The sequence below is a fragment of the Halocella sp. SP3-1 genome, assembly GCF_003953885.1.
In the GTDB taxonomy this organism is placed as follows: domain Bacteria; phylum Bacillota; class Halanaerobiia; order Halanaerobiales; family DTU029; genus Iocasia; species Iocasia fonsfrigidae.
This window is the reverse complement of record NZ_CP032760.1, coordinates 447,637-459,478: the sequence shown is the minus strand read 5'-3', so window position 1 is coordinate 459,478 and position 11,842 is coordinate 447,637. Positions and strand designations below refer to the sequence as shown.

Here is an 11,842-nt window from a genome sequence, read left to right as displayed (position 1 = left end):
TTTAGTGACGATTTTAAAAATGCTTCCCGGGAGGGATTGCTGTGCAGAAAGGAGAGAAGCGTCAGAGGGATATTCCAGAATATCAACCGGGGGATAAGATATACAAGTTATTTAATCATAATAAAGTACGTATTAAAGGTAAAAATGAAGAATTTATCATAGAAATTGCTAGATTAAAAAGTAAATAATTATTGTTTAACCTGGGGCCCTGGGCCGGAAAATTTATTTTTCCCGGCCCATTTTTGTATTATGAAAAAGCTTGTCTTAATTTATTTGAACTATCTGTAGAATAAATACTGTAATGACAAGGTTAGATTTAAAGTCGATTAGAAATTGATTTAATGCTTGTAATACTAGAAAAGTGAAGGTTTATTTTAATTAAAGGAAAGGGGAAGAGATAAAATGAATAAGAAAAGTCTTCTTATGAAGGTAATTGATAATGTTGCCATTGCTATCAATCCAATCAGTAAGGGAGAAAAGGTAAAGATTGAGTTTGATGGAGGAATTAAAGAAATTACTGTTAGGCAGGATGTGCCATTTGGTCATAAGTTTGCTGTAAGTATGATTAAAAAAGGGGAAGATGTTATTAAGTATGGTGAGAGTTTAGGAGCGGCTAGTGAAGATATTAATATAGGAGATTATGTACATGTTCACAATTTAGAGAGCAAAAGGGGGAGGGGAGATTTACTAAGATAAAAGTACATTTTTAGGGTAGCTTAAATTTAATAAATTAGGAGGAATATTTGTGAAGATTAAGGGGTATAGAAGGGAAAATGGTAAGGTTGGGATTAGAAATAGGCTTATAGTATTACCTACATCAGTTTGTGCCAGTGAAACAGCAGTTAGAATAGCTGAGCATATTGAAGAGGCTGTAGCGCTTCCCCATCAGCATGGTTGTTGTCAGATAGGTGCTGACCATGAACAAACAGTTAATACCCTGGTTGGGTTGGGTAAGAATCCCAATGTTGGTGCAGTTTTAGTAATCGGGTTAGGCTGTGAAGGGGCAGAACCAGGAGATATAGCCGAAAGAATTGCGGAAACCGGAAAGACTGTTGCCAAAATAACTATTCAAGAATGTGGAGGTACATTAAAGGCAATTGAAAAGGGGACTAGGATTGTTAGAGACCTTGCAAATGATTTAGTATTAATGGAAAAAGAGGAGGTAGATCTTAGTGAAATCACACTCGCCATTGAGTGTGGTGGAACTGATGCTACTTCTGGTATTGCTGCTAATCCAGCTGTAGGGGGTGTATCTGATAAACTTATTAAGCTTGGTGGGACAGCTATGCTATCAGAAACAACAGAGTTAATTGGAGCAGAACATATCTTAGCTGAAAGGGCCATCAATGAAAAAGTGAGAGAAAAACTTTTAAATATAGTAGAGAGAACAGAAAAAAGGGCAATGTCCTTAGGGGTTGATATTAGAGGGGGACAGCCTACTCCAGGGAATATTACAGGTGGAGTTACAACTATTGAAGAAAAGTCCTTAGGCTGTATCTATAAAGCGGGTACAGCAGATATTAGTGGTGTTTTAGAGTATGGGGAAGTACCTAGTAGGAAAGGCTTTTATGTTATGGATACACCAGGACAGGATATTGAATCAATTACTGGTATGCTTGCCGGGGGTGCACAGATAGTAATCTTTACGACTGGTAGAGGAACTCCAACTGGTTCACCATTAGCCCCGGTTATTAAGGTAACTGGAAATTCAAATACCTATACTAATATGATTGATAATATAGATATTAATGCCGGTAAGATTATTGAAGAAGGACTAACAATAGAGGATCTTTCTGAGGAGATTTTTAATTTCATGCTGGAAGTTTGTAATGGTAGGAAGACTAAAGCAGAGTTGCTGGGTCACAAAGAATTTGGGATATATAAACTGGCCCCAACTTTCTAAAATTCAAGATTAGAAGCAAAGACCTGGTGTAAAATTAAAGATTGTATTTTTTGAAAACTATTAATTATGGAAAATATTAATATTGGAGGAGTCAAAATCATGAAAATTAAACAGTTAATAGAAAAGATACCTGGGGGAATGATGGTAGTGCCTTTAATTATAGGAGCTCTGCTCAATACCTTTTTCCCACAGCTACTTAAGATAGGTGGGTTTACAACTGCCATTGCTAGTGGGGCACTTCCCCTGATTGGGGTGTTTTTAGTTTGTATGGGGGCCGGGCTTAGTGTTAAGGCAGCCCCTAAAGCGGCTAAAAAGGGTTTAGTTATTACAGCGACTAAGTTTTTAGTGGGGGTAGCAATCGGCTTATTAGTATCTAAATTCATAGGGAATAATCTATTTGGCTTATCTTCGCTGGCCATAATTGCTGCTATGACCAATACTAATGGTGGACTATATGCAGCCTTAACAGGTGAGTTTGGTGATGAAACAGATGTAGGGGCCATAGCGATTGTTTCTATTAATGATGGTCCTTTCTTAACCATGATTGCCCTGGGGACAGCGGGTATTGCTAATATACCTTTTATAAGTCTAGTGGCAGTTATTTTACCAATTATTGTAGGGATGATTTTAGGTAACCTTGATCAGGAATTAAAGGAGTTTCTAAGCAAAGGTGGTGCTATGTTAATTCCCTTTTTCGCCTTTGCCCTGGGGGCAGGTATTAATTTTAGCATGTTAATTAAAGCAGGACTGTCAGGTATATTATTAGGGGTAATGACCAGTATTGTAGGTGGATTTTTTAACATTATGGCTGACAAGAAAACAGGAGGTACTGGTATTGCTGGAGCAGCGGCCTCTAGCACGGCAGGTAATGCTGTAGCCACACCCCAGGCAGTTGCTGTTGCTGACCCGGCAATCGAGTCACTGGCAACTTTAGCTACCCCACAGGTAGCTGCTTCAACGATAACCACAGCTTTACTAACTCCTGCCATTACAGCTTATATGGCAAAACGGGTTAATAATCATGGTGATACTATAGAGAGTGAAGAGAGTGCAGCAAACGAAGCTGGAGGTTGATAAAGATGATAACACAATTAGCAGTAATTGCTGATGATTTTACTGGTGCTAATGACACAGGGGTACAGTTTAGTAAAAAGGGATTAAAGACAGTCGTAATTTCCAGTTTGGATAATCTACCAGCAATAGACGGTTCTTTTAATGTTATTGTTATAGATACAGATAGTAGATTTGATAGCAAAGAAAAGGCATACAAGAAAGTCTTTAGTACTGTCCGGGCTTTAAAAGATATGGGGGTAAACTATATTTATAAGAAGCTGGATTCTACCCTGAGAGGGAATATCGGCTCAGAAATAGAAGCAGCACTGGAAGCCGGCAGCTATAATCTAGCAATTGTTGCCCCGGCTTTGCCTGCCAATGGACGGGTTACTATTGGAGCTAATCAGTTAGTTCGTGGTGTACCACTAGAAAGAACAGAAATAGCCAATGACCCGGTAACTCCGATTAATTGTTCCTATATACCTGATATTATCAGGGGACAGACAGATAAAAAAATAGGGACTATTGCTTTAAAATATGTACTTAAGGGTAAAGAAACATTAAGGAAAGAGCTTACTAAGAAAATAAATGAAGGGGTGCAAATACTGCTCATTGATGCAGTTACAGATGAAGATCTGGATTTGATAGCCAGTATACTAGGGTTATTAAAAAAGGAGTATCTATTAGTAGGGTCCGCAGGTTTCGCTGAGAGTCTGCCAGTTGCTTTAGGCTTAATTAACAGGGAAACAGATAAAAAAACAACAGGTGTAATAGTAGGAATAGTCGGAAGTGTTAGTGAGGTAAGCAGAAGACAGGTTGAATACGCAGAGAAGAAATTAAAATTAAATGTAATTGATGTGGATGTAGAAAATCTCCTAAAAGGTGAATATGAAGAAGAATTAACTAGAATAATTACCAGGGCTAAACAATTTATCAAGGAGAAAAGAGGAGATATTATAATCCGCTCCGCCAGGAGTAGGGAAGTGGTTAAGAGAGTAAAAGAGATTGCTCATCAGAAGGGAATGAATGCTTTAGAGATTAGCAATCTGATTGCTCATTTCCTTGGTACTATTGCCAAAAAACTCTATCTGAATAAAAAGGTTCAAGGCCTTTTACTAACTGGTGGGGATATTGCTGTTAAATCAGCTTCATTAATTGGGGCTGAGGCAACAATAATTGAAAATGAAGTTTTACCAGGAATTCCTGTAGGCATATTTAAAGGAGAAGGTTTACCAGAGACCCTGGTAGTCACCAAAGCAGGAGCTTTTGGTGACAAAGAAGCAATAGTAGAGATATTTAATTATTTGAGGAGGAGGGGGTAAACTTGGTGTCCAATTTTACATATGGTATAACTATGGGTGACCCGGCAGGTATCGGGCCTGAGATTATCTTAAAAGCCATTAAGAATCAAAAGATTCAAGGATTGGGACAACATATGGTCATAGGTGATGCAGGAGTATTAGAACATTTAAATGAAAAGTTTGGCCTTGCTTTAGAGATAAAAAGGGTTAAAGGGGTTCAAGAACTGGCAGATAAGGAAGAAAGGGTTAATGTCCTGGATTTAGCCAATCTTGATATGGAAAAACTTGCCCCAGGAAAAGTACAGGTACAGGCCGGGAAGGCAGCTGTTGAGTATCTTAAAAAAGCAGTAATCTTAGCCCTGGGGGGAGAGATAGATGCTGTAGTAACTACACCACTCAATAAAAAAGCCATTCATCAGGCAGGCTTTAAATACCCCGGACATACTGAGATACTGGCTGAACTAACTGGGACAGAGGATTTTGCCATGCTCTTATCTTCAGATAAGTTAAATGTTATTCATGTGACAACACATATCTCCCTGCAAGATAGTTGTAGTGTTATCAATAAGAAACGGGTGGAAACAGTAATTAACTTGGCAGATAAGACCTTAAAAATGATGGGGCTGAATAAACCAAAGATTGCAGTAGCAGGTCTTAATCCCCATGCTGGTGAAAATGGACTCTTTGGGAAACAGGAGATGAAAGCAATTGGCCCTGCCGTTAACTCAGCTAAAAACCAGGGGATAAATGTAGATGGCCCAATTCCACCAGATACAGTCTTTGTCAAAGCTCTAGAAGGCAGGTATGATATAGTTGTTGCTATGTATCATGATCAAGGCCATATCCCCTTTAAACTGTTAGCCTTTGATAAAGGTGTCAACATTACTGCTGGTCTACCAATTATTCGAACTTCGGTAGACCATGGAACAGCCTTTGATCTAGCCTGGCAGGGAATAGCCAAGGAAACCAGCCTGGTAGAGGCTGTTAAGCTGGCTGGAGAAATGTCTTTAAATAAATAACTATTTGTTTAAACCTGGAAGAATTATAAACCTATTGTAAGGAAATTTCCTTACAATAGGTTTTGTTCTGCCAGGAATAAAGTATAAATTTTATTCTTAGCAATGCAAAAAAATAAGTGTACTTACTTATATAGGGTTGATAACGCAAATTCACTAAAAATATGGTAAAATGTAAAAGGAGATTTGTGTTTTTTGTTGAATATAGTATAATGGTTAGCAAATAATATCTGGAAGGGTGTTTTTGTTTTGGAAGAAAGAAATTATTATGATGAATATGAAATTGATTTAAGGGAATATATATTGCTTTTATGGCGGAGGAAATGGATAATCGCCACTTTTTTAATGGTATTCGTTCTAGCAGCAGGTATTTACAGCTTTTTTCTTATCGAGCCGGTTTATCAATCAAATATGGTCATACAACTAAATAATATTGATGGGGTATATAGTGAACCATCCACAGTGATACAAATCATAAAAAGTAATAAATTTTTTAAGCCAATTATGGATGAATTAAACCTGAGTTATACAAATAATGAACTAAAAAGTTATATTTCTGGTAACATAAATATAACTAATATTAAAGACACAAATATTATTAGGATTACTGTAAACAATACAGACCCTGTAATAGCAAAAAAAATATTAGAAAAAATAAATCATCGATTTAATCAGGAAGCAAATGGATATTATGATAAAATAATAAATAATAAAAAAGAACAACTGTCATCTTTAAATAATGAATTAAATGATATAGAAAAAAATATAAATTCAATTGATAAAGAAATTACAGAAATAAACTCTCTTTCTACTGAAAATCCTGTAACTATAAGTCTCATTTCTTCCAGTTTAACATCAAAATTAGATTCATATCTAAATCAAAAAAGCGAAACAATGGATAAAATAGCTGATCTTAAAGAGGAAATATTAACATACTATCCTATTATGATATTAGATACACCTGTTTTGTTAGATTCTCCCATTAGACCCAATAAAAAACTAAATATTGCAATTGCCGGAGTTTTAGGGTTGATGTTGGGTGTATTTACTGTTTTTTTTGTTGAATTTATGAAAGAAGAAGATAAAGTAGAAACCGCACAGAGCGATGGAGTATAAAAAGAAAAAAATTAAGGAAATAGGTATTTAATAATATATCAAGAAATTATCAAATTTTTATCACAAAAAACAAGCAGGAGATTTTATCCTTATGAAGTAGTATAGTAAGAAAAGCTATATAAATGTCAAAGAAATTTAAGTGTTATCAAGTTAATATAGCAGGCAAAATAAATTAAGTGAGAATCAGAACTTGTACTACAAGGTTAATAGAGATTTGGTTTATAAAACACACAGAAGGCAAAAGCAAATGGTGTTATTGAAAAGAATACATTATTAAAGCCAAGTAGTGCTTATGGGAAGTCAAAGATTGAAACTGAAAAGTTAATAAATGAGTCATAAGATGAAATTCTAAGACTTTAAATGGTTTATGGGAAGGGTTGTAGAGGAAATTATTCAAGATTGGCGGGTCTAGCACTTAAGACTTCGATATTTCCAAAGGTTGATAATAAGCGCAGCATGATTTATATAGATAACTTATCAGAGTTTGTTAAGTAGTTAATAGACTGTAGTGATAGGTTATTTTTCCTACAAAACCCTAAGTATGTGAATATCAATGAAATGGTCAGATTGATTGCTGAAACTCATGGAAAGTGTGTATTAATGACGAAGTTATTTAATTCCTTATTGAGATTACTAAATGTTAAATAAGGTGCTTGGTGACATGGTTTATGAGATGAGTATGAGTAGCAATATAAATTTAGTATCGTTTTCTGACACGATAAAGCTTACAGAGAATAATTAGGAAGTAGGGATTAAGTATGAAGGTATTGATATCAGGCGGAGCAGGCTTTATTGGTAGTAATTTAGCATTAAAATTATTAAATAAGGGTTATCAAGTAGTATTACTCGACAATTTAAGTAAACAAATACATGGAGAAGACCCAAATCAGTCTTATACTTACAATCTGATCAAAGATAGATGTAAATTTATTAAAGGTGATGTAACGAATTTTGAAGATTGGATACATGCAATTGAAGGTATAGACATTGTGGTTCATTTGGCGGCAGAAACTGGTACAGGACAATCAATGTATGAGATTAGCAAATACGTTGATGTTAATATCAGTGGAACCGCGAAGTTGATGGAGATAATTACAAAAGAGAAAAATCAGGTGAAAAAAGTAATTGTCGCTGCATCTAGGGCAGTATACGGTGAAGGTAAATTTCAATGTAATGAGCACGGCATTGTATATCCTGTTTCTAGAGAGGATAAGGATATGAGCCAAGGTGATTTTGAAGTAAAGTGCCCGATTTGTAAACAAAATGTAGAAATGTTACCGACAGATGAAGACTCTAAACTACACCCAACTTCAGTCTATGGACATACTAAGCAATCACAAGAAGAACTATGTATGATTGTGGGGAAATCAATAAATCTTCCTGTAGTTGCTTTTAGGTTTCAAAATGTATATGGACCAGGTCAATCACTAAAAAATCCTTATACAGGAATTCTTTCAATCTTTTCAACACGAATCAAAAATGGGAATGATCTTAATATTTTTGAAGATGGGTTGGAAACAAGAGATTTTGTATATATTGATGATGTTACTGATGCCATAATATTGGGCATTAAAAGTGATAAAGCTAATTTCCAGTCATTTAATGTGGGGTCAGGAGAAAAGACAGATGTATTAACAGTTGCTAATACACTAAAAGAAAAGTACAGATCGAATGTTAATATAAATGTCTCAGGTAATTATCGATTAGGGGATATTAGACATAACCTAGGTGATCTTACTAAAATTAGAAATTTGTTAGGCTATGAGCCAGAAGTAAAATTTACTGAAGGGATATCAAATTTTGTGGATTGGGTTGAGATGCAAGATGTTGAAGATGATAACTATGAAACTTCTATTGAAGAAATGAAAAGAAAAGGATTATATAAGTGATGAAACTTGAGGGCAAAAGGATATTGTTCATTGCGCCGGCCTTTTTTGGTTATGAGCAAAAAATTGCTGATAAAATGACTGAGTTAGGAGCGAAGGTTGATTATTTTGATGAACGATCAGTTACAAGCTCATACGAGAGAGCGCTATTAAAAATTAACCCGCAAATATTCCATAAAAAAACGCTTAAGTATTACAAGCAAATTATCGAAAAGGTATCAGAATCCAATTATGATTTTGTTTTTGTCATAAAGTGTGAAATGCTGCCAATTCAAGTAATTACGAAAATGAAAGATATGTTTAGAGATGCAACTTTTTGCTTATATTTATATGATTCTCTGGAGAATATTAAAGGAATAACCAATAAATTAGATTACTTTGATCGGGTATTATCGTTTGATACTGAGGATTCAAGTAATGATTCTAGAATAATTTTTAGACCTTTATTTTTTACTGATGATTATAAAAAAGAATTAATACAAAAGGAAGAATATGAATTTGATGTTAGTTTTATAGGAACTATTCATTCAGATAGGTATAGAGTCATTAAAGAGATAAAAAATTTAGCTGATAAAAATCAATATAATTATTATTTCTATTGTTACTTACAAAGTAAGTTTATGTATTATTTCTATAAGTTAACTAAAAGAGAATTCAGTGGTGTAAAAAAGGAAGATTTTGAATTTATCAAGATTCAAAGCACCCAAATTGCCGAGATTATTGATAAAACAAGAGTTGTACTTGATATACAACACCCGAGACAAACTGGACTCACTATGAGAACGATAGAGATGATCGGTATGAACAAAAAACTAATCACCACGAATCAAAGCATTAAAGAATATGATTTTTACAAACCTGAGAATATTGCTGTTATTGATAGGAATGCTGTAAAAATTCCAGATGGGTTTTTGGAGTTGCAATATAAAAAAATTGATGAACATATCTACATGAAATATTCATTAGAGAATTGGATTAATGTTGTGTTAGGAGTGGAGAGTGATAATTATAAAAAATAAATATTCTTTTTCAGAGTTAATCTTAACTATCTATGCCTTGATATGTACTAAATTATTTTATAGAGGAGCTAGATTAATTAGAAGGCCTGTATTTATGCGAGGAAAATCTAGTATGGAATTTGGTGTCGGTCTTACAACTGGACATGCATGCAGATTTGACTTATTGGGTGAAAATCAGAAGACTCTTGTCATCGGGAAACATTGTGAGATGGGAGACAATGTTCATATTGTGGCGCACGAGAAGGTTGTAATAGGAGATAATTGTTTAATGGCTTCTAAGATATTTATCAGTGATACAAACCATGGAGAATATTCTGGGACTAATCAATCTTCGCCTGATATACCACCGAATAAAAGACCATTAACTACAAGTCCAGTTTTTATAGGTGATAATGTATGGATTGGTGAGAATGTATGCGTTCTACCAGGTGTATCTATTGGAGATGGGAGCATTATTGGAGCAAATTCTGTAGTAAATAAAGATATTCCTGAAAATTGTATAATGGCGGGAGCACCAGCAAAGGCGGTTAAATTTTACAACACGAGTACACATTTATGGGAAAGAGTTAATGATTAAATGTTGAGTAAGAGGTGGATGGATGAACATATCTGTAGTAATTCCAATGTATAACAGTAGGAACACAATTATAAATACTCTAGATTCTATTAAAAATCAAACTGCAATTAGTTGCATTTTAGAGATTATTATTGTTAATGACGGTTCAAAAGATGATTCATTAAAATTAGTAAATAAATATAAAGAAGATAATCCTAATTTACCAATTTTAATTGTTGATAAAACTAATGGCGGAGTTTCTACTGCTAGAAATAAGGGTATGGAAATCGCAAAAGGTGATTGGATTGCATTACTAGATTCTGATGATGAATGGCTTCCTAATAAAATTGAATATCAAATCGATATTATTAAGAACAATCCTCAAATAGAATTTCTTGGCGGTCCATTTAATAATAGGATTTTAAAAATATTATGGCGTAAAATTGACTATTTATATAAAGCAAATGTATATGATATCTGTATTAAAAATTTTCCGCAACCATCTACAGTTATATTTAAAAAGAAGATATTTGAAGAAATTGGTGGCTTTGACGAGCTACAAAGATATGCGGAAGATGGAAATTATTTTGTAAAAATTTGCAGCAAATACAATTTATACTATGACCCAAAACTATTGATTATATACGATAGTGGCAAGAGAGGTTTTGGTGAGAGAGGTTTATCCTCAAATCTTAAAAAAATGTATCATGGGAACATAAAAAATATACGTGAATACAGAAATATGAAAATTATCAAATTCGGCTTCTACCTCTTTTTAAGAAGTTTTTATTTAATGAAATATATTAGAAGAATTATTATCTCCAAAATAAAATAGCAATCTAGTTTATATTTATAAAATCTCTGCAATGAAAGTTGGATATGATTATGAAAAAAATTTTAGTATATATTGATAGTATGAGTCCTGCGGGAGGAATTGAAAGAGTAATATCTAATTTGACAAATGTATGGTCAAATAAGTATAAAGTTTTCATTATCGTTAAAGATAGACCTTATTCATTTTATGAGTTGGATCCAAGAATTTCAATATTATCACTTGATAGTCCTCTAAGGCTAAACATGGATAATCAATTTTCTAGAATTTTTAATTTGATCAGAAACATTAGTTTTACTCACAATAAATTAAAAAAAAATGTAAAAAAAATAGATCCAGATATTATTTATACTGCTAATCCAGTGAATTCTTTAGAAATATGTTTGTTAGAAAGGAATTACTCTAAAATACTAATTATTAGCGAACATGGATCTAAATTAGGGTACAATAGAATCTACAATTTTATTAAAAAGATAGTTTATCCAATGGCTTTCAAAATTTCAGTTCCAACAACTTTAGATACTAAATTATATAAAGAAGAAGGTCTGCCTGCTGTATTTATTCCTCATCTTTCTACATTTAGAAATCAAGAAAAAACCGTAATAGATAACAAGAATATACTAAATATCGGAAGATTAACCAAGGATAAGCAACAACTAGAATTACTAATGATTTGGAACAGTATAGTTAAGGATTCCCAACAGGGGGATTGGAAATTGCGTATAGTAGGTAGAGGCGAAGAAAAAGATAGATTGCTTACATATATTAAAGATAACAATTTAAGTAATACAGTAGAAATCTCTGATCCTAGTAAAAATGTGGATGTAATTTTTAAATCAGCTTCAATTTTTGCATTTACATCAAGATTTGAAGGTTTTGGTATGGTTTTACTAGAGGCAATGTCATTTGGGATCCCATGTATATCTTTTGATTGTCCTAGTGGGCCAAGAGATATTATCGATGATGGTATAAATGGATATTTAATAGAAGATAGGAATTTAAAAAAGTATAAGAAAAAACTTTTAGAATTAATGAATAATTGTGAGCTTAGAGATAGATTTAGTAATGAGTCTTTCATGAAAGCAAATAGTTGGAATAACAATGAAATTTTAAAAAAGTGGGATGATATATTTACTTCATTGCGTTAACTTGAAAATCTT

At 33.5% G+C, this 11,842-nt stretch carries 12 protein-coding genes; all 12 read left to right on the top strand.

Annotation, left to right across the window (positions count from 1 at the left end):
• The first annotated feature begins 41 nt into the window (after positions 1-41).
• The 12 genes from D7D81_RS19390 (at position 42) to D7D81_RS02080 (ending at position 11,830) form a co-directional block, all read left to right on the top strand.
• Positions 42-188, top strand: a complete 147-nt coding sequence (locus tag D7D81_RS19390; RefSeq protein ID WP_164522049.1) for a hypothetical protein — start codon at positions 42-44, stop codon at positions 186-188.
• A 214-nt stretch (positions 189-402) separates the two neighbouring features.
• A complete protein-coding gene (locus tag D7D81_RS02130) occupies positions 403-696 on the top strand; it encodes a UxaA family hydrolase (protein WP_125986873.1) in 294 nt (97 codons plus the stop codon).
• Between the two features lie 49 nt (positions 697-745).
• Entirely contained in the window at positions 746-1,903 is a 1,158-nt protein-coding gene (locus D7D81_RS02125) for a UxaA family hydrolase (RefSeq protein WP_125986871.1), read from the top strand.
• A 99-nt stretch (positions 1,904-2,002) separates the two neighbouring features.
• A complete protein-coding gene (locus D7D81_RS02120) occupies positions 2,003-2,977 on the top strand; it encodes a 2-keto-3-deoxygluconate permease (protein WP_125986869.1) in 975 nt (324 codons plus the stop codon).
• A gap of 5 nt (positions 2,978-2,982) precedes the next feature.
• Positions 2,983-4,278: a four-carbon acid sugar kinase family protein gene (locus D7D81_RS02115; protein ID WP_125986867.1), complete on the top strand. Its 1,296-nt coding sequence runs from the start codon at positions 2,983-2,985 to the stop codon at positions 4,276-4,278.
• Positions 4,279-4,283: 5 nt separating this feature from the next.
• The gene (gene pdxA / locus D7D81_RS02110; protein ID WP_286170079.1) at positions 4,284-5,276 is read left to right on the top strand and encodes a 4-hydroxythreonine-4-phosphate dehydrogenase PdxA; all 993 of its coding nucleotides are present in this window, start codon (positions 4,284-4,286) and stop codon (positions 5,274-5,276) included.
• A gap of 246 nt (positions 5,277-5,522) precedes the next feature.
• A complete protein-coding gene (locus D7D81_RS02105) occupies positions 5,523-6,389 on the top strand; it encodes a YveK family protein (protein ID WP_125986865.1) in 867 nt (288 codons plus the stop codon).
• 758 nt (positions 6,390-7,147) lie between these two features.
• A complete protein-coding gene (locus tag D7D81_RS02100; protein WP_125986863.1) occupies positions 7,148-8,278 on the top strand; it encodes an NAD-dependent epimerase/dehydratase family protein in 1,131 nt (376 codons plus the stop codon).
• A complete protein-coding gene (locus D7D81_RS02095; RefSeq protein ID WP_353622105.1) occupies positions 8,278-9,294 on the top strand; it encodes a WaaS/CpsH family glycosyltransferase in 1,017 nt (338 codons plus the stop codon). Before D7D81_RS02100 ends, D7D81_RS02095 begins: the two co-directional genes overlap by 1 nt.
• Positions 9,275-9,871, top strand: a complete 597-nt coding sequence (locus D7D81_RS02090) for a DapH/DapD/GlmU-related protein (protein ID WP_205739317.1) — start codon at positions 9,275-9,277, stop codon at positions 9,869-9,871. The genes D7D81_RS02095 and D7D81_RS02090 overlap by 20 nt, the downstream gene beginning before the upstream one ends.
• 22 nt (positions 9,872-9,893) lie before the next feature.
• On the top strand, positions 9,894-10,685 hold the full coding sequence (locus D7D81_RS02085) for a glycosyltransferase family 2 protein (protein ID WP_125986859.1): 792 nt from the start codon (positions 9,894-9,896) through the stop codon (positions 10,683-10,685).
• 50 nt (positions 10,686-10,735) lie between these two features.
• On the top strand, positions 10,736-11,830 hold the full coding sequence (locus D7D81_RS02080; RefSeq protein ID WP_164522079.1) for a glycosyltransferase: 1,095 nt from the start codon (positions 10,736-10,738) through the stop codon (positions 11,828-11,830).
• The last annotated feature ends 12 nt before the right edge of the window (positions 11,831-11,842 follow it).

Coding starts and splice junctions, on each gene's coding strand:
- D7D81_RS02130 (WP_125986873.1), top strand. CDS start 403: ATGAATAAGAAAAGTCTTCTTATGAAGGTAATTGATAATGTTGCCATT.
- D7D81_RS02120 (WP_125986869.1), top strand. CDS start 2,003: ATGAAAATTAAACAGTTAATAGAAAAGATACCTGGGGGAATGATGGTA.
- D7D81_RS02115 (WP_125986867.1), top strand. CDS start 2,983: ATGATAACACAATTAGCAGTAATTGCTGATGATTTTACTGGTGCTAAT.
- D7D81_RS02100 (WP_125986863.1), top strand. CDS start 7,148: ATGAAGGTATTGATATCAGGCGGAGCAGGCTTTATTGGTAGTAATTTA.
- D7D81_RS02095 (WP_353622105.1), top strand. CDS start 8,278: ATGAAACTTGAGGGCAAAAGGATATTGTTCATTGCGCCGGCCTTTTTT.
- D7D81_RS02085 (WP_125986859.1), top strand. CDS start 9,894: ATGAACATATCTGTAGTAATTCCAATGTATAACAGTAGGAACACAATT.
- D7D81_RS02080 (WP_164522079.1), top strand. CDS start 10,736: ATGAAAAAAATTTTAGTATATATTGATAGTATGAGTCCTGCGGGAGGA.